This window comes from Maribellus sp. YY47 (assembly GCF_023111095.1).
GTDB lineage: Bacteria > Bacteroidota > Bacteroidia > Bacteroidales > Prolixibacteraceae > Draconibacterium.
The window spans coordinates 154,361-175,285 of the sequence record NZ_JALGYW010000011.1; the positions used below are offsets into that span (position 1 = coordinate 154,361).

At 41.8% G+C, this 20,925-nt stretch carries 19 protein-coding genes; 9 read left to right on the forward strand and 10 right to left on the reverse strand.

The window, feature by feature from the left end; translation table 11 throughout:
* Window positions 1-581: 581 nt before the first annotated feature.
* The 3 genes from MR764_RS11150 to MR764_RS11160 are packed head-to-tail and all read right to left on the reverse strand — an operon-like array spanning window position 582 to window position 2,840.
* Complete coding sequence (locus MR764_RS11150) at window positions 582-1,301, reverse strand: YjjG family noncanonical pyrimidine nucleotidase (protein ID WP_247979493.1); 720 nt, start codon at window positions 1,299-1,301, stop codon at window positions 582-584.
* Between the two features lie 47 nt (window positions 1,302-1,348).
* The gene (gene rsmI / locus MR764_RS11155) at window positions 1,349-2,029 is read right to left on the reverse strand and encodes a 16S rRNA (cytidine(1402)-2'-O)-methyltransferase (RefSeq protein ID WP_247979494.1); all 681 of its coding nucleotides are present in this window, start codon (window positions 2,027-2,029) and stop codon (window positions 1,349-1,351) included.
* The gene (locus MR764_RS11160; protein WP_247979495.1) at window positions 2,022-2,840 is read right to left on the reverse strand and encodes a hypothetical protein; all 819 of its coding nucleotides are present in this window, start codon (window positions 2,838-2,840) and stop codon (window positions 2,022-2,024) included. Before MR764_RS11160 ends, rsmI begins: the two co-directional genes overlap by 8 nt.
* A gap of 65 nt (window positions 2,841-2,905) precedes the next feature.
* Between MR764_RS11160 and MR764_RS11165 the strand changes: the two genes are divergently transcribed.
* Together MR764_RS11165 and MR764_RS11170 are read left to right on the forward strand one after the other, a co-directional pair.
* Window positions 2,906-3,484, forward strand: a complete 579-nt coding sequence (locus tag MR764_RS11165) for a thymidine kinase (protein WP_247979496.1) — start codon at window positions 2,906-2,908, stop codon at window positions 3,482-3,484.
* Window positions 3,484-5,955: a bifunctional UDP-N-acetylmuramoyl-tripeptide:D-alanyl-D-alanine ligase/alanine racemase gene (locus MR764_RS11170; protein WP_247979497.1), complete on the forward strand. Its 2,472-nt coding sequence runs from the start codon at window positions 3,484-3,486 to the stop codon at window positions 5,953-5,955. Before MR764_RS11165 ends, MR764_RS11170 begins: the two co-directional genes overlap by 1 nt.
* Window positions 5,956-6,010: 55 nt before the next feature.
* Here MR764_RS11170 and MR764_RS11175 read toward each other — a convergent pair whose 3' ends face one another.
* Window positions 6,011-6,712 carry a Crp/Fnr family transcriptional regulator gene (locus MR764_RS11175; RefSeq protein ID WP_247979498.1) on the reverse strand — a complete coding sequence of 234 codons (702 nt, stop codon included), beginning with the start codon at window positions 6,710-6,712 and terminating at the stop codon, window positions 6,011-6,013.
* Window positions 6,713-7,094: 382 nt separating this feature from the next.
* On the opposite strand from MR764_RS11175, the gene MR764_RS11180 reads away from it, so the two are divergent.
* On the forward strand, window positions 7,095-8,318 hold the full coding sequence (locus tag MR764_RS11180; protein WP_247979499.1) for a DUF6051 family protein: 1,224 nt from the start codon (window positions 7,095-7,097) through the stop codon (window positions 8,316-8,318).
* Window positions 8,319-8,355: 37 nt separating this feature from the next.
* Here the strand turns inward: MR764_RS11180 and MR764_RS11185 are convergent, their stop codons facing one another.
* On the reverse strand, window positions 8,356-9,999 hold the full coding sequence (locus MR764_RS11185) for an NAD+ synthase (RefSeq protein ID WP_247979500.1): 1,644 nt from the start codon (window positions 9,997-9,999) through the stop codon (window positions 8,356-8,358).
* A 139-nt stretch (window positions 10,000-10,138) separates the two neighbouring features.
* Between MR764_RS11185 and MR764_RS11190 the strand changes: the two genes are divergently transcribed.
* Complete coding sequence (locus MR764_RS11190) at window positions 10,139-11,155, forward strand: hypothetical protein (protein WP_247979501.1); 1,017 nt, start codon at window positions 10,139-10,141, stop codon at window positions 11,153-11,155.
* A 7-nt stretch (window positions 11,156-11,162) separates the two neighbouring features.
* Here the strand turns inward: MR764_RS11190 and MR764_RS11195 are convergent, their stop codons facing one another.
* On the reverse strand, window positions 11,163-11,576 hold the full coding sequence (locus MR764_RS11195) for a hypothetical protein (RefSeq protein ID WP_247979502.1): 414 nt from the start codon (window positions 11,574-11,576) through the stop codon (window positions 11,163-11,165).
* A gap of 205 nt (window positions 11,577-11,781) precedes the next feature.
* Window positions 11,782-12,540 carry a DUF1080 domain-containing protein gene (locus tag MR764_RS11200; protein ID WP_247979503.1) on the reverse strand — a complete coding sequence of 253 codons (759 nt, stop codon included), beginning with the start codon at window positions 12,538-12,540 and terminating at the stop codon, window positions 11,782-11,784.
* Between the two features lie 205 nt (window positions 12,541-12,745).
* Between MR764_RS11200 and MR764_RS11205 the strand changes: the two genes are divergently transcribed.
* Window positions 12,746-13,789, forward strand: coding sequence for an ATP-dependent 6-phosphofructokinase (locus MR764_RS11205; RefSeq protein ID WP_247979504.1), 1,044 nt, complete (start codon window positions 12,746-12,748; stop codon window positions 13,787-13,789).
* 68 nt (window positions 13,790-13,857) lie between these two features.
* Here the strand turns inward: MR764_RS11205 and rsmG are convergent, their stop codons facing one another.
* From rsmG to MR764_RS11220, 3 genes are read right to left on the reverse strand one after another with little or no spacing between them, the layout of a single operon-like run.
* A complete protein-coding gene (gene rsmG, locus MR764_RS11210) occupies window positions 13,858-14,517 on the reverse strand; it encodes a 16S rRNA (guanine(527)-N(7))-methyltransferase RsmG (RefSeq protein WP_247979505.1) in 660 nt (219 codons plus the stop codon).
* On the reverse strand, window positions 14,486-15,094 hold the full coding sequence (locus MR764_RS11215; protein ID WP_247979506.1) for a sigma-70 family RNA polymerase sigma factor: 609 nt from the start codon (window positions 15,092-15,094) through the stop codon (window positions 14,486-14,488). Before MR764_RS11215 ends, rsmG begins: the two co-directional genes overlap by 32 nt.
* Entirely contained in the window at window positions 15,076-16,236 is a 1,161-nt protein-coding gene (locus MR764_RS11220; RefSeq protein WP_247979507.1) for a glycosyltransferase, read from the reverse strand. Before MR764_RS11220 ends, MR764_RS11215 begins: the two co-directional genes overlap by 19 nt.
* Window positions 16,237-16,423: 187 nt before the next feature.
* Between MR764_RS11220 and tgt the strand changes: the two genes are divergently transcribed.
* The 4 genes from tgt to MR764_RS11240 all read left to right on the forward strand — a co-directional run bounded on the left by tgt (window position 16,424) and on the right by MR764_RS11240 (window position 20,736).
* The gene (gene tgt / locus MR764_RS11225; RefSeq protein ID WP_247979508.1) at window positions 16,424-17,551 is read left to right on the forward strand and encodes a tRNA guanosine(34) transglycosylase Tgt; all 1,128 of its coding nucleotides are present in this window, start codon (window positions 16,424-16,426) and stop codon (window positions 17,549-17,551) included.
* 4 nt (window positions 17,552-17,555) lie between these two features.
* Entirely contained in the window at window positions 17,556-18,632 is a 1,077-nt protein-coding gene (locus tag MR764_RS11230) for an LptF/LptG family permease (protein ID WP_247979509.1), read from the forward strand.
* A gap of 217 nt (window positions 18,633-18,849) precedes the next feature.
* Entirely contained in the window at window positions 18,850-20,394 is a 1,545-nt protein-coding gene (locus MR764_RS11235; protein WP_247979510.1) for an acyl-CoA carboxylase subunit beta, read from the forward strand.
* Between the two features lie 18 nt (window positions 20,395-20,412).
* Entirely contained in the window at window positions 20,413-20,736 is a 324-nt protein-coding gene (locus MR764_RS11240) for an acetyl-CoA carboxylase biotin carboxyl carrier protein subunit (protein WP_247979511.1), read from the forward strand.
* Window positions 20,737-20,925 lie beyond the last annotated feature (189 nt).

The window sequence follows — 20,925 nt, forward strand, 5'->3', positions numbered from 1 at the left end:
AAAAAAAGACTGGAAAAACAAAAGACGTTTTTTACAAATCGCGCCATAGAAACAGCTTAAATCATAATTAAACAGCATTTAAATAAAAATTGATTTTTCGATCAGGATTCCCCCAAATCCATTAATCATCTATCACGCTAAGATCAATTGTTAAAAATCATTTTCAATGGTTAATTTTTTTAACATTTACAAATTCCAAAAAAAAAGTTAAACCACCAAACATTGCACCAACAATTTACTCACGCACAAATAGTTACATAATATAAACTAAGATAAATCTGTCTTTTCTCAAGCAGCCATATCATCAAATTTTATTTTAAAATCAACGTGAAAACCGCAGACAAAAGGAGAAAAAAAGGATCCGGACTCTAAATAAAAAATCCAGACACAAATACAAAATCGGCTAAAGCCTGTTTCGAGATCTTAATTCTTATGATAACAAACACATCAGTAACTTGGACTTAAGGATTAACGCATGGAAATAAAACGGAAACTTTTTTCTACAATTTTATGACTAGAGTTACAGTGATCCTATTTCCATAACGACAGGATCTAAAAATCTTTTTGAGTAGATAAAAAGTCTACAACACTTTTAGCAAATCAGTCAATTTGTGAATCACAACAAAAGTGTCATCGTGGCTGCGTTCTTCGTTGTCGTTATTACCATCGAGTTTTTTGGGATTGAAATAAATCCCTGAAATTCCTACGTTAAGTGCCCCCTTTACATCAACCTCAAAATCGTCTCCGATCATTACCGATTTTGATTTCCTGGCATTGGTTGAGGTAATCGCATATTCAAAGATTTCACGCTGAGGCTTGGGACATTTTACTTCTTCAGAGATAAACACCCGCTCGAAAAAAGGCTCCAGTCCTGAACTCTTCAGTTTCCGATGCTGTACTTCCGAAAATCCATTTGTAATAATAAAAAGTTTGTAGTTCAAACTCTTCAGCAACGACAACACCTCCAACGCTCCCTCATGCAAAATGGTTTGTTGGGGCATCATCTCCAGGTAATGATTGTTCATTTCCATCGCATCTACACCTACAACGCCTATATCGTCCAGTGTTTTTTGAAACCGTTGTCGTTTCAACTCGTTTTTATGGATTTCCTTTTTGCGATAAAGACTCCACAAACCATCGTTATGCCTGGTGTAAACCTCAAAAAAAAGGTCAAAATCAATCCCCTGCTGATCTAGCTTAAATTGTAGAAAAGTCTCATGAATGGCCAGCCGGGAATTCTTATTAAAATCCCAAAGCGTATTGTCGAGATCAAAAAATATATGGGTGTATTTCTTATTCATACATTTGATTAACAAGGGCTCCCTGTAAGGCAAAATGAACAAAACAACTAAGCTTTCCCTTCCACAACAATAACAATTTCACCTTTAGGGGGGTGGGCAGTGTAATATTCTGCGAGTTCTTTCACATCGCCCCTGTTAATTTCCTCGAACATTTTGCTGAGTTCGCGACAAACGCAGGCTTTGCGTTCTGCTCCAAAATACTCGCAGAATTGCCCCAATGTTTTAGCCAGTCGAAAAGGCGATTCATAAAAAAGCATGGTACGGGTTTCTTCTGCCAAAAACTTCAACCGGGTTTGGCGCCCTTTCTTTTGAGGCAGAAATCCTTCGAAGACAAATTTCTCTGTCGGCAGGCCTGAAACGGCCAGCGCCGGAATCAAAGCTGTGGGCCCTGGCAGGCATTCCACTTCAAGCCCTTTTTCCACGCAGGCTCTGACCAGCAAAAAACCAGGATCGGAAATGGCAGGCGTCCCGGCATCTGAAATCAGCGCCACCGTATTTCCCATTTCAATTTGAGCAACAATTGAGGTAAGTGTTTTATGCTCATTGAACTTATGATGCGACATCATGTGTTTCTCAATTTCGAGGTGCTTAAGCAACTTTACCGAAACACGGGTATCTTCAGCCAAAATCAAATCAGCCGTTTTTAAAACCGTAACCGCCCTCAACGTAATATCCTGCAAATTGCCGATGGGCGTCGGGACCAAAATCAATTTTCCGGACTTATCCATTAGCAAACCTTCGTTTTACCAGATTAACAAACTTTAGACTGGTTTCTGTTTTTTTCCATTTATAATTGAGCTGCAGATAAGCTACAGCATCCTGAATATTCTTCATATTATCGAGACTGGTAATTGCTTCAGTAAACCGTTCCGCACTTCCGTCAAAAAGTTCGCGAATATACTGGTAGCGATCGTTGATGCCAATAGCTGACTGAATACTACTAACCGGACTGTTCGATATTTTATATTCGAGATTATTGCTTCCCGTTCCTGCCAGATCATTTACCGATTTCTCCTTCAAAATGCGATCTCCAAGCCGTTGTCCACCGGCTACAGGTTCAACTTCTTCATCCAATTCCAGTTCGTCATTTTCGGAATTCCTGGCAGGTTCTTCGATCACTTCAACCACATTTTCCACGACCGGCTCCGCAGCATCTTTCTGTTCAACTGTAACCTCAACTTCTGCTTCAATGTTAAACTCTGGTTTCTCCTCCTCTGATTCCGGCTGTTCTTCAGCAACTTCGGCTATCAGTTCTTCCCCTTCATCAACAAACTCCTCTTCTTCAATCTCTTCCCGACTCAAGGGAGAAGGAATTTCCTCTTCCGGTTCCTCGTTTTGTACGGTCCACTGCCCCGTTTTATTCATCGGCTCATTTTCTTTTTCACTCAAGATCTGAATGATTTGTTTCGCGCCACTGAAACGACTCTGAATGAATTCTATCTCAAAATTATCAAAGCCACTTTTACCTTTTTCTGCAAAGATTTCTTCAATTTCTGCGATGTCCTTGTGCAAAAATTTGAGCAGTTTTTTATTTTCCATTCCCGAAGAACTAGGTTTAAATTATACTTTTGTAAAAGTAGTAAAATCTGTAAGAGTAACGTTGAATGTTTATTGAAAGAGATGTAAACAACCACAAAAAAGTGGGTACTATCGAAGTGGTGGCAGGGTCAATGTTTTCAGGGAAAACAGAAGAGTTGATCCGCCGTCTGAAACGGGCAAAAATAGCCCGGCAGAAGGTTGAAATATTTAAACCTTCACTGGATATACGTTACTCCGAAACGGAAGTAGTTTCGCACGATGAAAATTCTATTCGTTCAACACCGGTCGAAAATTCGGCTAACATTCTTTTGCTATCCGGCGATGTGGATGTAATCGGCATTGACGAGGCACAGTTTTTTGACAACGGATTGGTAGATGTAGTCGTAAAACTGGCCGACATGGGAATCCGTGTTATTATTGCCGGACTCGACATGGATTTCAAAGGCAAACCTTTTGGTCCTATCCCGGGACTGATGGCAGTGGCCGATTATGTAACAAAGGTTCACGCCATTTGTGTCAGGTGCGGAAGTATTGCGCAATTCTCGCACCGGCTTTCCGAAAAGGAACAGGTGGTTTTGCTGGGCGAAAAAGATATTTACGAACCACTTTGCAGAAGTTGCTACAACAAAGCAAAAAAACAGTAATGCAGGAACTTTTACTTCAGGAGATAGCCCAAGCCGTTGATGGCGAGCTCATCATCAACACTTCCTACAAGCCAACACACATTTCAACTTTAGTCACCGACAGCCGAACCGTGCACCGCGGAGAGAACGCATTGTTTGTGGCCTTAAAAGGCCCGGTTTACAATGCACACCAGTATATTCCGGAACTCCTAAAAAAAGGAATCCGTGCTTTTCTGGTTTCTGAAAAGCCTGAACAAACTCAGGAAGCCACTTTTATCTGGGTAGAAGATACTACGCTGGCTCTTCAGAAACTGGCAGCCTATTACCGAAAAAAGTTTACCTACCCCGTGATTGGGATTACGGGAAGCAACGGGAAAACGATAATCAAAGAGTGGCTGCACGATTTGCTTTCTGAAAAATACAAGATCGCGAGAAGTCCCAAAAGCTATAACTCACAAGTGGGAGTTCCATTGTCTGTTCTCTTACTTGATGACAGTTTTAATCTGGCCATTTTTGAAGCCGGCATTTCACAACCCGGAGAAATGCAACACCTCGCACCGGTGATTGCTCCTGAAATCGGAATCCTGACCAATATTGGCGATGCCCACCAGGAGTTCTTTACTTCGCTGAAAGAAAAACTCCAGGAAAAACTTCTGCTTTTTACCCAATCGAAAACCTTGATCTGCCGCGCTGATCAAGACTGGATTCGTAAATCAGTGGAAGAATTCTGCCAAATTAATAAGGTTAAACCTTTCTTCTGGAGTTTGGACAAGCCGCAAGATAACTTAACCTTCAGCACCAAAAAATACGCGAATGAAACCGTTGTAAGCGGATCATATAAAAACCAACACTTTGATTTTACGATTCCCTTCACCGACGACTCTGCTATTGAAAATGCCTGCCATTGCTGTGCCACATTATTAAACTTGAAACTGGATCCATCTGATTTCAAAGAAGCCTTCTGTCAGCTGCAGCCGATTGCCATGCGTCTGGAAATCAAACAGGGAATCAACAACTGTACGGTTATCAACGACTTTTACAATTCCGATCTTAATTCATTAACCATTGCATTATCGGTTTTAAAACAGCAGGCAGCCACTGCTCAGCAACGAAAAATTCTGATTCTCTCAGATATTCTTCAAACCGGATGGTCGCAACCGGAACTTTATTCCAAGGTAAATAATCTGCTGGAGGAATGGGGTATTGATCAACTTATCGGTATCGGAACAGAAATTTCAAATCATAAAAACCTGTTCTCGGTAAAAACAACTGTTTTTCGCGATTACAAAGCGTTTGAAGCTGCTTTCGACCGACAGGCCTTTCAATCGTCGGTTATTCTGCTGAAAGGTGCCCGGCGTTTTCGTTTTGAACGAATCTCCGCCTTACTGCAACAAAAAGCACATCAAACGATTTTAGAAATAAGCGTTAATGCACTCATTCAAAATCTGAATATTTTCAGAAAAATGCTTCGGCCAGAAACCAAAATAATGGTGATGGTAAAAGCCTTTTCATACGGAAGCGGTGATATTGAGGTTGCCCGCGTACTTCAACACCAAAATGTAGACTACCTGGCAGTTGCTGTGGCCGACGAAGGGGTACGTCTGCGTAACGCCGGAATTTCAGTACCGATCATCGTTATGAATCCGGAGCAGGACAGTTTTCTGAACATGATTGATTTTGCCCTGGAACCCAACATCTACAGCATTGATCTCCTGCGAAATTTCACTCAAAGTGTAGCGGCAGCCGGGATGCAAAACTTTCCGGCACATTTAAAAATCGACACCGGAATGAACCGGCTGGGTTTTAAATCATCTGACGAAATCTCTGAGGCGATTGAAGTTCTGAAGGATTCAGATGCGTTAAAAATTAAATCGGTATTCTCTCACCTGGCAGGAAGCGATGAACCCGCGCTGGACGATTTTACACATGCACAGTTCGAAAAATTCGATCAGGCGTTCCGGCAAATTTCTGATGGTCTTCCCTACCGCATCGATCGTCATATTCTTAACTCGGTGGGGATTGAACGGTTTCCGGAGAAACAACATGAAATGGTTCGTCTGGGCATCGGGTTATATGGAGTATCACAAACCGGACTCCCGCTGCAACCCATTGGCACACTGAAAAGCACCATTTCGCAGGTAAAAACAGCGGGGAACAACGAAACAGTGGGTTACAACCGAAAAGGAAAGCTAAACCAGGAAAGCAGGATCGCCATTGTTCCGATCGGTTATGCCGATGGAATGAACCGAAAACTCGGCAACCGAAATGGCAGCGCTTTCGTTAACGGATCGCGCGTCCCGGTTGTGGGCAATATTTGCATGGATATGCTGATGCTGGACGTAACTAACGTGCAGGTTGAAGTAGGCGATACGGTTGAGTTTTTTGGCCCGCACATTCACATTACCGAGCTGGCTGAAAAAATCGACACTATTCCCTATGAAATCTTAACAGGAATCTCGCAACGCGTAAAACGGATTTACCTGCAGGAATAAAAAATGCCAACCGGCAAAACCAATTGGCATCTTCTATAAGTATTGAAATTTGTTGTTAACCCAGCTTACTGATACGCTCCAGGCGATTGGCATCCAATATCTTGATTTTCCGTCCATCGATTGCGATTACCTTTTCGTTGGCAAACGTCGACAAGGTTCGAATTGCATTCGACGTGGTCATGTTCGAAAGATTGGCAATGTCTTCCCTCGAAAGGTAAGCCCTCAGCGTAAATCCATCGTGTTCATATCCGTATTTATCAGCCAGTAGAATCAACGATTCTGCAAGTCTTCCGCGAATATGTTTCTGCGTTAAGGTAACGGTTCGGGCATTCGAAAATCCCAGTTCTTGACACAGTTTTCGAATAATCCGATACGAAAAGTCGGGATTTTTCAGCGCACGGTTAAAAATAAACTCAGCGCTTATGTTACAGATCAGAGATTCTTCGAGTGTTACCGCCGATCCGTTATGTGTTTCTTCTCCCAAAAGAGCCCGATAACCGATCAGCCCCAGAGGTTTTGTCATGCGAATAATCTGCTCCCTTCCACCAACGCCTTCTTTAAAGATCTTTACTTTCCCGTTTACAAGAATCATAAAGCCGGTGGGTTTATCACCCTCTTTAAATACGAACTCATTTTTCTTGTAATGAGACAAAGAAATATGGTGCTGTAATTCTTCTTTCTCGTCTTGAGTTAAGAGATAAAAAATCGACTTTTGATTGTCGGTAATATCTCTTACTCCCATTTCTGGATTTAACATATAACCGCCTGTATGTTTTATAGCATCAAAGCTATAAAAAATTGTGAGATTTAAATATGCGTTATCGTTTATTTTATATGCATTCCAAATTGTACAGCAACGAACTTTGCTAACTGATTTATGTCAAATGAACTGCCACTCAAACTGTTCAACAGACAACAATTTTCATTGCTCGAATGATAAAAACACAATCATCCACCTCCAATATTCATTACCCTGATCATTTATTAAACCTTTGCCTGAATAAACCGGTACTTACAGAGTTATTGACACCTATAAAAGGGCTCAATTCTGCTAAGAATTTCGCAAAAAAAATGAAACATAAAGTGCACGATGGCCCTTTTGATTATGCTAATTTGCGCCAAATAAACTTCTATCCAATATGCAATATACAAATGACTACCATGCATTGAAACTGCTTTTTGAATCAAAAGCACCGGATAAAACTTATGATAGCATTGAACTAAACGAGGCGCATTTCACTTCCCGTTCTTCTCAGATTTTACCGGGAACCGAGAACTATCACTGCGACTTTCATGATCAAAAACTGAGCAGCCATTTTTCGTTTTATACCGAAATCGGAACATTGGATAACCATGTGCACATCAAGGATATATTTGTGGAAGAAAACCAACAATTCAACTACCAGATCCTTGCGCCAAAGGGAAGTAAAAAAGCCAAAAAAGTAACCTTCCTTTTTCATGGTTTTAACGAAAAGAAATGGGACAAATACCTTCCCTGGGCAAAAGCCATTTATGAAGGAACAGGAAGTACCGTTGTGCTTTTCCCGATTGCATTTCATATGCAGCGTGCGCCGCTTTACTGGAGCAGCAAAAAGGAAATGTACCGGCTGAGTGAATTGCGGAAAGAAAGATTTCCGAATATTGTAAATTCTACGCTGTCGAATGTAGCCATAAGTATGCGATTGCACTCTATGCCGCAACGTTTTATATGGTCGGGCCTGCAAACCTATTACGATGTTATTCAACTGATTGAAGATTGCAAGAATGGCAATCACCCTTATATTGACAAAGATTTTGAGTTTAACATTTTTGCCTACTCCATCGGAGGCTTTCTGGCGCAGATCCTAAAACTGACCAACCACAAAAACTATTTCGACCATTCTAAAGTGGGGCTGTTTTGCAGTGGAGCCGCTTTTAACCGAATCTCACCGGTTTCGCGGTTTATCCTCGACAGCGAAGCAAACGTTGCCTTGTATTCATTCCTGGTCGAGCACTTTGATAAAATCGTCCAAAAAGATGAACTTCTTCACCACTACATAAAAGAAAATCACTCTGAAGGAACGGTATTTTATTCGATGCTCGACTTTCAGAGAATGCGGGACTTCAGAGAGGCTTTGTTGAAAAAATATGAAGATCAATTCTTCGCCATATCACTCAAAAAAGACGATGTAATTCCTCCATTTGAAATTATAAATACGATGAACGGTGCCTTTCGCGACATCAACATTCGAGTTGAGAACATGGACTTTGAGCACCAATACACGCACGAGAATCCGTTCCCGTCGAATCGAAAAGAAACGAAAATAGTTGACAAAAACTTCAATCTTGTTTTTGATAAAGTTTGCCGTTTTTTTAACGAATAATATAATCCGTAAGCATTCTTAAGAAATGCTGCAACGATCAGTAACGTGCCACTAATGGCATTTTACGTCCAAAACCAAAGGCTTTCGAACTGATCCGCAAAATGGGTGCAGCCTGAAAACGTTTGTATTCGTTCATATTTACCATGCGGATTACCCTGCGAACAACGGCTTCATCAAATCCCAGCGCAGTGATCTCCAAAGGCGATTTATTCAATTCGATATAGTTGAAAAGCATCCTGTCCAGATCTTCATAGTCGGGCAACGAATCCGAATCTTTCTGATCGGGGCGCAATTCTGCCGACGGTGGTTTTACGATTGTATTTTCCGGAATTATTTCGCGGTCTTTATTCATAAAGCGCGAAAGTTTGTACACATCAAGTTTGTACACATCACCAAGCACGGCCAACCCGCCGTTCATATCGCCGTATAACGTGCCATAACCAACCGCACATTCGCTTTTGTTGGTGGTATTTAAAAGGATGTTGCCAAATTTATTTGAAATGGCCATCATATAAACTCCGCGTGCCCTTGCCTGAATATTTTCTTCGGTAACATCGGGTGAACGGCCTTCGAACAGTGGTGTCAGTTCTTTTTCAAAAGCATCCACAGCCGTCTGAATATTTACAATATCGTATCGAATTCCAAGGTTCTCGGCCAAAATACGCGCATCTTCCACACTGTGATCCGAAGAGTATTTTGAGGGGAGCAGCAACACGCGTACGTTTTCCGCCCCCAACGCACGAACTGCCAAAACCAGAGTAACTGCGGAATCAATTCCGCCCGACAAACCGAGCGTGGCCTGTTTAAATTCCATTTTCCGGAAATAATCCCTAATCCCTAACACCAAGGCATCATGAATTTTCTCAATATAACCGGTCTCGCCTTGCACATTTTTTTCACCTCTGTTTCCGGTATCGATCAGCATAAAATCTTCTTCGAAATATTTCAGCTCTTTTACAATTTCACCGGCTTCATCGATAAAAACCGAACCTCCATCAAAAATCAGTTCCGTTTGCGCCCCCACCTGATTGCAATACAAAATCGGCATCTTATAATCGCGGGCCTTTGAAATCAATACATTTTTTCGCCAGCCTTCCTGGTTGTACGAGAACGGCGAAGCAGAAAGATTCACTACAAAATCGGGGTTAAAGCGGGAAAGCTCGTGCATGGGAGAAACATTGTAAAGTTTGTCTTTCCCAAATTCGTTGGCAGTGGGTTGCTCGTCCCACAAATCTTCGCAAATGGTAATCGCAATTTTTTCACCTTTATAGTGCACCACATCAAAGGTGCTGTTTGGCTCGAAATGGCGATACTCGTCAAAAATATCATAAGTGGGCAACAAGGTTTTATTGTGCACACTCTGAATCTTTCCTTCAGCAAGAAAAAACGCCGAATTGTATAAATTTTTCCCCCGGTCGTGGATGTTTATTCGCGGCGCTCCCACCACTGCTGCAATATCGGTGCAATAACGTGCAATTTCATTCACAGCAAGTTCTGCCTTGTGGATAAACTCCTTTTTTTCCAGAAGGTCGTGTGGGTAATAACCGGTAACCGAAAGCTCGGAAAACACAACCAGATCGGCGCCCGATGTTTTAGCCTTATTGATGGCTTCCACTATTTTCTGTGAGTTTCCCTCAAAATCACCGATCGTATAATTTAACTGGGCAAGTGCGACTTTCATTCTTCTTGTTTAATGTTTCAGGTTTAAAGTCATCCGTAATCTTCAAACCCGCGACAATGTTAATTGCAAAAGTTCAATTTTTAGTTCAATTTCGCAATATTATAGCAACACTCACGTATTGATTTAAATTTCATGTAAAATGAAGAGATTCGGATTTTATGGCTTATTCGTTCTTATTTTGGTTGTTTCTGCGGCCTGTAAACGCAATCCGTTAAAAGTCGACCTGTCGCAGGTTGACTCGGAAGTCGAGGTTGTTCGTTTTGAAAATGAGTTGCAAAACCTGGAAGGTAAAGACACCTTGGCAACAATTGCGGAATTAAGTAACAAATACCCTGATTTTTTTAACCTTTTTACCTACCGGGTGATTCGGGTAGGCGGAATGGGCGATGAATATTTCGAAGATTACATGAAAACATTTCTGGCTGACTCGATGATCAACGAAGTTAAATCGGCCGTCGACAACGAGTTTAAAGATTTCGCAAAACTGGAGAAGCAACTAAAAAAAGCGTTCAAATACTACGCTTTTCATTTTCCGGAAAAAGAACTTCCAACCATTTTCACTTATGTATCAGGCTTTAACCAGTCAGTGGTAACGGCGGAAAATATCGTCGGGATCAGCCTCGACAAATACCTGGGGCGAGAGTGCCAGTTTTACAAAGAATTAGAAACCACGCCGCGTTACAAGGCAATGAATATGTACAAAGAAAGAATTCTTCCGGACGTTGCGTACGCGTGGGCCATTACTGAATTTGAGGATGAGAATTCGGCCACCAACCTGCTGGGGCAAATGGTTCAAAAAGGAAAAATGATGTACATGGTAGATGCGATGTTACCCGAAATGAACGACACGGTAAAAATCGGCTACACTGCAGACCAGCTAAACTGGTGCAAAATGAACGAAACTGCCATGTGGACCTATCTGATTGAAAACAAAATGCTTTATTCGACCAAACGGATGGATATTGTTCGCTACATTAATGACTCTCCAAGCACCAGTGGTTTCCCGCTCGAATCACCTGGACGTTGCGGAGTATGGCTGGGTTGGCAAATTGTAAGGCAATACATGAAAAGCCATCCGGAAATATCACTTTCCGAGTTAATGAATGATAAAGACTATCAAAAGATTTTAAACGATTCGGGGTATAATCCGGAATAAAATAAGTTTATCTTTTTCGCACATAAATGGAAACAATCGGAGAAGCGCCAGCACCCGGGCCGGTATATTCTTCAAAAAACAAGGAATCATTCCGAATTGCATATTCCCTTTGAAGGCGAACGTCATCTTTCTCCTGGAAAGTGACGATGTTATCAGAAACTGCTCCACTAGAAATTATTCTTCCGTCTTCGTCAAACACCAACACATTATCTTTTATGGCTTCCAGAAAGCGTTTTTTCCCCTTTTCGGGAAAAACCTGGTAACGGGGAACTCCGGCAAACGAACCGACCCACTCCCAGCGGCCATTGATATCGTCCAGGTTATCGTTGTTATTTCCCCAAAAATTCTCGATGCTCACGGCCCCTGCAATAAGAGGAATGAGCACAAAAATAACGGAGGATTTCAATCTACGTATTTTCATTTTAAATGGGTTTTGCAAAACTAAGCATCCTACTACTAGATTCTGATTTTTGTAAAAAGGTTGCGTCAGTCTGTTTCTTTTTTTGTAAAAATAAACCCAACACGCTGATTTTTAGGAAATACTTTTAGTTAATTAATCTAAGCAAAAGTACAAAAAAAACCCGGCAAGCAAACTTACCGGGTTCTGTATTTCGTAATTCTACGAATTAGTCAGTAACAAGAATTTTAATGTTACGAAACCATACATCATCGCCATGGTCTTGCAAGCCGATTACACCTTCTTTGGCAACATTGGCCCAGTCAGGATTCAAGCCCGGGAATTTTGAGCCTTTTACCAGTTCTTTCCAGTCGTCGGTCCACAAATGGTATTCAACTACTGTTTTCCCGTTCATACGGTGCCATACACTGCCTCTGTATACTTCAATTTCAATCTGGTTCCATTCGCCGGCCGGTTTGGCATTTTGCGGATTAGCAGGAATCAGGTCGTACAACGAACTGGCCATGCGGTTACCGTCTTTTCCCGCGCGTGCATCCGGATGTCTTTCGTTATCCAGTACCTGACATTCAGGAGCGGTTTTGTATATTGGCCAACCTTCATGTTCTTTTCCTAAATAGAAAATACCTGAATTTCCCCCGGGAGAGATTTTCCATTCCAGTTTCAAGCGGAAGTTTGAATATTCTTTAGTTGTGATAATATCCCCGCCATCTTTGGCTCCGGCTTCTCCGGCACCTGAACCGTTGAAATGTAAAGTTCCGTCAACGACTTCCCATGCGGTAGGGAAATGGTCTTTGTTATTTCCTTTCCATCCATTGGTTGTTTTTCCGTCAAACAATAACACCCAACCTTCTTCTTTTTCTTTCTTGGTTAATTGATTTAATCCTGCTGAACCGCCTGTTTTTGTACTTTTACAGGAGATGGAAAAAACAAAGGCGGCTGCCATAAAAAGTGTAAATACTTTTTTCATTCTTAACAATTTAATTGGTTATAGATTAAAATATCGTCTGCAAATTTCTCTGCAACTGCACAAAAATATCAAAATCTAAGCTCGCCCGTGTGAAAAAGCCAATTTTTAATCAAAAAGCGATTTAATGGCTTTTGGTCCTCTCATATTCTCAACAACTTTCGTAAATTCGGGTATTATTGAAAATTATCCATCAGAAAAATTCATTATGAGTAATTCAAAAAAGCCGAAAAAAATCGGGATCCTGACTGCCGGAGGAGATTGCCCGGGCCTGAATGCTGCCATTCGGGGTGTGGGCAAAACAGCGATCGTGGAGTACGGTATGGAAGTTTTAGGTTTTAACGCCGGCTATACCGGATTAATCAATAGCGATTACATCGAATTAAAGGAATCAAAACTCTCCGGGATATTAACATTGGGAGGAACCATATTGGGAACGTCGCGCGAAAAACCCTATAAACTGGTAAAAGAAGACGGTGGAGAAAACGACAAGCCCGATAAAATCATCGAAACCTACGAAAATCTGGGCCTCGACTGTGTGGTTTGTATTGGAGGAAACGGCACCATGAAAACGGCCAACCTGCTTTCGAAAGAAGGGCTGAATGTGATCGGTATTCCCAAAACCATTGACAACGATGTTTGGGGCACCGATGTTACTTTTGGTTTTGATTCGGCGGTACAGATTGCAACCGATGCCATCGACCGCCTGCATACCACTGCCAACTCTCACCAACGGGTAATGATCATCGAAATCATGGGGCACCATGCCGGCTGGCTGGCTTTGTACTCGGGCGTTGCCGGTGGTGGCGATATTATTCTGCTACCGGAATTGGAATACAATATCCGCTCGGTTTGTAAAAAAATTGAAAGCCGATACGAAGACAACAAACCTTACTCTATTGTAGTTGTGGCAGAAGGCATCGAGCACCCAAAAAACAAATCGGCTGCATCGCACATTGCTGAATCCATTCAGACATATACCGGCATTGAAACCCGCGAAACCGTACTGGGTTATATTCAACGCGGAGGCTCACCCACACCGATGGACCGGATACTGGCTACGCGGTACGGGGCATTTGCCGCCCAATGTATTGCTGAAGGAAAATTTGGAACAATGGTGGCCGTAAAAGACAACGATTTAACAACTGTTCCGTTGGAGGCCGTTGGAGGAAAACTCCGACTGGTGGAAAAAGAGCACCCTTTGATTACCAAAGCCCGAAAAATGGGAGTTTCGTTTGGCGATGAGTACTAGTAAAAAGGTTTTACTGCAATATTGACTGAACCAAAAAACGTTCTCCGAAATAACGGAGGACGTTTTTTTTATAAGGGCAAGTGCACCACTTTTTTGGTATCAAAAAAATCTTCTGTGAAATAATCCGAAAGTTCCTGCACAAACACTCTTTTGCGAAAGGGCTTCAATTCCTCTGTCAGATCGCCGCCTTTCAAATACAGAATGCCGTTGGGCAAAGCATTTATTTGTTTTTTCGATATGTTTTTTTGTACCCAAGGTACAAATTCAGGCAAACGGGTCACTGCCCTGCTTACCACAAAATCATATTTGTCGGTTAGCTGTTCCGCACGAATTTGTTCGGCTGTTACATTCGTTAAGCCCAATGCTTCGGCAACATTTTGTACTACTTTTATTTTTTTTCCAATCGAATCGACCAAATGAAATCGCGTATCGGGAAACATAATGGCAAGCGGAATTCCGGGAAACCCGCCTCCTGTTCCAACATCCAGAACTTTCGTGCCTTTGTTAAACCGGATGATTTTTGCAATCCCAAGCGAATGCAACACATGCCGTTCGTAGAATTCAGCAAAGTCTTTTCTTGAAATCACATTGATCTGTGCGTTCCACTCTGCATACAAAGGTTCGAGCTGCCGGAAAAGAGTGATCTGCTGATCATTTAGTCCGGAAAAATATTTTAGAAGAATCTCCATAAATTCGTTAATCTCTTTGGCCGATTTCGGTGCTTTCAATCATTTTAAAAAGCATTTCGCGCGCCCTGAATAACTGCGCCTTCACCGTACCCAGCGGCAAAGCTAATTCTTTTGCAATTTCTTCGTACGAATACTCTTTAAAATAACGTAACTCGACCAGAATTTGATAACGTGGTTTTAATTTCCGCACCACATTTCGAAGTAAAATGGCTTTTTGCTGGCGAATCAACCGCTCCTCCGGATTGGGATCTTTCGATTTTAACTTCAGGGGTTCATTGTTTTCGTTCTGATCCTTGTTTTCGAACGAAACCTGTACACCTTTTTTCTTCCGAAGAAAATCAATGCAATTATTGGAAGCAATTTTAAACAACCAGGTACTGAATGCGTAAGTCGGAGAATATTGATGCAGACTTTTAAAGGCTTTACCAAAAGCTTCCAAGGTCAAATCCTCTGCATCGCTTCGGTTGTTCACCATCTTGAGCAGCATAAAATAAATGGCGTCTTTGTATCGGTTTAACAAGCGGGCAAAAGCTTTTTCATCACCCGTTAAAGCCGTTTTGACCAATTCGTAATCCTGACGAGCTTTTTCCGATAATATTAAACCTTTATCTTCCATCTGTTTCGATGTGCAGACTGGTTAAAATACCATTTGTAAATTGGTTTAAAATAAGGTATTAACCAACCGTACACTAACGAAGATAGGAATATTTTGCGTTCTCTCAAACGGTTTAAGGTGATTTTCAGAAGGATGATATGCAACATAATTTTAAACCCGGCCAGCAACGTCAACAGCGGGCAAAGCTTAAAATACAAAACAAACATTACAATAAGTAATGGAGAGTACAACACATTGGTAAAGGTATCGAACCCCATAAAGGTCCTCTTCCAGGCAGGCAAATACTTTTCAATTCGGAAACTTCGGTTAAGCAAATTGTAAAAATCGTCGCGATTTGTCTCTACATCTTTGGTAATGCGGGCATGCTCATTAAACAGTAAAACCGTCTTTTTCTTTGTGATAAACTGATTAATAATCAACTCCAGGTTGGCATAAGCTTCTTTTGTCAATTGCCCATAACCGCCCAGTTTAAAATACTCTTCCTTTCGAAAAGCTACGTTGTCTTCAAAATAAACAAAAGGAATACCGTTAGCGACATAGCCAAGGCTTTTCAGCTGCTGCAGAAAGTTCTCGGTTCGGCAAAGCAGATTATAATACCCGGGTTTATTTTTTATGCCCGAGTACCCCATCATCACATTTCGGTTGTCGGTAGTCGTATTTATCGAAAAGCCGTTGAGCCAGTCTTTGTCAACCTCGGTTGTTTCGATGGGCAATGAGAGCACCCAATCGTTTTGAGCAGCTTTCAGCGCAATATTTTGTGCCAGTTTAACTGAAAACCGCGTTTCTTCATTTAGCGATGAAAACCGAAAATTCGGACATTGTTTAAAACTTCCGAGCACCGTAAATGTATTATCGAGCGAATAATCATCGACAACTACCACATCGTAATTTACATCTTTAACCGAAAGCAGCTGGGGCAATAAGCGGCGCAGGCTATCTTCTTCATTCCGAACCGTCAAAAATACAGTGATGGGCTGATTTGCTTTCTGATTAATAATTACTTCTTTGCGACTACGAAAAACCACCCTCCCTGAAAAAAGCAACAGGTAGTACAGCCGAAAAAGAAAAATAAACAAAAAAATGCCGGTAAAGATCCAGTCTGCCACTGACATCTCTTTCAGGCTATCCAGAATGGTTTGCATGTTTCAGAAAATTAATTCGGCAAATTAAAAATCATTGCCATGGCAAATGTGGGAATTAAATAATAATCACCTCTGAATTCGGCCCAATATTTATTTACATGAATTAGTTTTTATTAACAAGACCGCCATTGGGCATGCCCCCTGAATTAAAGTTAAATATCTATATTTGCCCATCAATTTAAGGTGCATGAACTTTCTGTTAGAAAAAACGACTGAAAACTCACGAGCCCGAGCCGGTGTAATAACAACTGACCATGGAAAAATCGAAACTCCGATTTTTATGCCGGTTGGAACAGCCGGATCGGTAAAAGGAATACATACACGCGACATCCGCGATGACATAAAAGCCGAAATCATACTGGGCAATACCTATCATTTGTACCTACGCCCGGGAATCGATGTGATTGAAAAAGCAGGTGGCTTGCACAAGTTTAACCGCTGGGACCGGCCAATTTTGACCGACAGCGGAGGATTCCAGGTTTTTTCGTTGGGCGATCTCAGAAAACTCACCGAAGAGGGCGCACGTTTCCGATCGCATATCGATGGTTCGTATCATCAGTTCACTCCCGAGAATGTAATGGATATCCAGCGTTCCATCGGCGCCGATATTATCATGGCTTTTGATGAATGCACACCGGGCGACGCAGATTATGCTTATGCCCAAAAGTCGCTGGAGCTTACCAAACGCTGGCTTGAGCGCTGTTTTAAACAATTTAACAGTACCGAACCCAAATACGGATACTCACAATCGCTTTTCCCAATTGTTCAGGGAGCAACTTATGCCGACTTACGCAAACAGGCAGCTGCACATGTACAAACCTTCAACGCTGACGGATATGCCATCGGCGGGCTTTCGGTAGGTGAAACCGAACAGGAAATGTACGAAATGACAGAAGTGGTGACTGCGGAACTGCCCGAGAACAAGCCGCGTTACCTGATGGGCGTAGGAACACCAGTCAATATCCTGGAAGGAATACACCGGGGAATAGATATGTTCGACTGCGTAATGCCCACTCGAAACGGACGAAATGGCATGCTCTTTACCAGCGAAGGCATCATTAATATCCGCAACCAAAAATGGGAGAACGATCACTCTCCGATTGATGAAAACGGGACATCTTTTGTTGATCAATATTCAAAAGCATATCTTCGCCACCTTGTTATTTCGAAAGAAATGCTGGGAGCGCAAATTGCCAGCCAACACAATCTGGCCTTTTACCTGTGGCTGGTAAAAACAGCCCGCGAAAAAATATTGAGCGGCGGATTTGTGAGCTGGAAAAACGAAATGGTAGTAAAACTGAAACACAGACTGTAGTTAGATGAAGTGGTATAAAACAATCGATTTTTACATTACCCGGAAATACCTGGGTACATTTTTTTATGCCATTGCGCTAATTCTTAGTATCGCCATTGTTTTTGATATTTCTGAAAACCTGGATGAATTTCTCTCGAAGGAAATTCCGACAAGTGATATCATTTTCGATTACTACCTGAACTTTATTCCTTATTTCGCCAACCTGTTCAGTCCGCTTTTTACGTTTATTGCCGTAATTTACTTTACGTCGAAAATGGCATACAATACCGAAATTATTGCGATCCTTAGCAGCGGCGTTTCCTTTTCCCGGCTTATGCGCCCTTATTTGATTTCTGCATTAATTATCGGAGTATTTTCATTTTTACTGGGTAATTTCATTATTCCTCCGGCCAACAAAACCATGATCGGCTTCCGGGAAAAATACATCAGGCAAAGTAAAGTAACCACCGAAAACAACATCCACCGACAGATTGAACCGGGAGTATACATCTACATGAAATCCTTCAGCAACAATATCGGCCGATCTTTTTCACTTGAACGCTTCGAAGACGGAAAGCTTAAGGAAAAACTCACATCACGCGACATTCGGTGGGACGAGGAAAACGAAAAATGGGTTATCAGATCGTACACAAAAAGAATCATTTATGATGACCATGAAGATATTAGCAAAGGTTATCAGATTGACACCACTCTTACCATGACTCCCCAGGATTTCGTTGTAACAAAAAACGAAATGGAAACCTATACCACTCCCGACTTACTTAATGAAATTAGTCTCATGAAAATGCGTGGGATTAACTACGTTGAATGGGAACTGGAAAAACACAAACGCATTGCAAATCCATTTTCGACCTTTATTTTAACGGTTATTGGAATGAGCCTGGCATCACGTAAAATTAAAGGCGGACTGGGACTACACCTTGGACTCGGGCTGTTACTGGCGTTTTCTTACATCCTGTTTATGCAAATATCAACAGTATTTGCGATTAGCGGCAGCACACCGCCTTTTGTAGCGGTCTGGATTCCAAATATTTGCTATGCCGTAATTGCATTATTTGTCTATCGGTGGGCCGCAAAATAATTTTTGCATTACAATAAAGTTCCCTTTGAAACTGGAATTCCGCCATAACTTTTCAAACAAAAAATACCATAATTCGAACGAATTGAAGCATTCATTATGAATTTACTGTGTTCTCAATTGCATTTCCCAAGGCCAATAAAAAAAATATATAATTTTGCTTCCACTAAAAAAATATACCCACTATCGATGGGTGAATTTATAACTTAAAAAAAACTTTATGTCACTAAGAAGCAACGTACTTGATCTTCGCAAAAGAAAGAGTGAAGTACAAAAAGGTGGTGGAGATAAAGCCATTGAAAAGCAAGCCGCAATGGGGAAACTCACTGCCCGGGAACGAATCCTTGCCCTGCTTGACAAAAACTCATTTCACGAATACGATCTGTTTGTTGAACACGCAGCCAAAGATTTTGGCATGGAAGGCAAAACCTTGCACGGAGACGGTGTAATCATTGGAACAGGAACTATTTACAATAAACCGGTTTGTATTTTTGCTCAGGACTTCACCGTTGCTGGTGGATCTTTGGGATTGATGCATGCCCGTAAAATTACCAAGATTATGGACCACGCTCTGAAAATGAGGGTTCCGTTGATTGGGATTAATGACTCGGGTGGTGCACGTATTCAGGAAGGTGTGAATTCACTTGCAGGTTACGGAGAAATCTTTTTCCGCAATACCTTGGCGTCTGGTGTAATTCCGCAACTTTCGGTTATTCTTGGTCCGTGTGCCGGTGGAGCTGTATACTCTCCTGCCCTCACCGACTTTGTTTTCGTGGTTGAAAATATCTCAAAAATGTTTATTACCGGTCCTTCGGTAATCAAGTCGGTACTTGGCGAAGAAATCTCGATGGAAGAACTCGGTGGTGCAAAAGTACATGCAGAGATTACCGGTAATGCTCATTTTTATGCAGAAACAGAAATGGAATGCTTCGAGCAAATCAAAACACTGATTAGCTACATTCCGAGAAGTAACCTGAAAAAAGCGTTGGCGCACAAGCCAAAAGCTCCGTTAAAAGGTACAAACATTGACGACATTGTTCCTGCAGATCCCAGGATTCCCTACGATATGCGCGAATTGATCAAAAGCGTTACCGACGGTTCTGAATTTTTCGAAATCATGGAAGGATTCGCACCCAATATCATTATCGGTTTTGGTAGAATGGATGGCGAAACAGTAGGTTTTGTTGCCAACCAGCCCATGGTTTTGGCAGGTGTACTCGATTGCGACAGCTCTGACAAAGCCGCCCGTTTTATCCGCTATTGTGATGCGTTCAATATTCCGATCGTAACGCTGGAAGACCTACCTGGCTATCTGCCCGGAGTTGACCAGGAACATGCCGGAGTAATCCGTCACGGAGCAAAAATCCTTTATGCATATAGCGAAGCTACTGTTCCGAAAATCACCGTTATTGTTCGCAAAGCATACGGTGGAGGCTACATTGCAATGAACTCGCGCCACCTGCGTGCCGACTTTGTATTCGCATGGCCATCGGCAGAGATTGCGGTTATGGGACCTGAAGGGGCTGCCAACATCGTATTCCGGAAAGAAATCTCAGAAGCTGAAAACCCGGAAGAAATGCGCCAGTTAAAAATCCAGGAATACAAAGAGAAATTTGCGAATCCGTATGTTGCAGCGGCTCAGGGTTATATCGACGAAGTAATTGAGCCGGGAGAAACCCGTTCTCGTATTTTGCACGCCTTGCAGGTTTCTGAAAACAAAACAGCTTCCATGCCTAACAAAAAGCATGGTATTCCACCGTTTTAATCGTAAAAACCTGACTCAATGGAAGATCAAAAAGAATTAAAAACCCTGATTATACAAGGTGCGGTTTATAAAACCACCTACACCAAGAAATTTGAAAACAGGGTAAATTACGAAACGCCAAACGAGAACCTGATTTACTCGTTTATTCCAGGTACAATCGTTGATATTTTTGTAAAACCGAAACAAAAGGTGAAAGAAGGTGAGACCCTTCTGCTGCTGGAGGCCATGAAAATGGAAAACCAGGTACGCATGCCTTTCGACGGGACAATTGTAAAAATATACATAAAGAAAGACGAAATAATTCCGAAACGTCATTTGATGCTGGAAATCAAACCCGCGTAACCGGAATTTAAATCATAAAAAGAAGCCGTATAATTCATTTTGTACGGCTTTCTTTTTTAGTCCAATTGTCTCGTCCTGAAATAGCGTTACACAAAAAGTAGCGTTATGAAAGAAATCAATCATTCACAGTACGTTAAGCGTACACAGAAGGACTATTCGATGTCCTTTAAATTGCAAGTTGTCACTGAG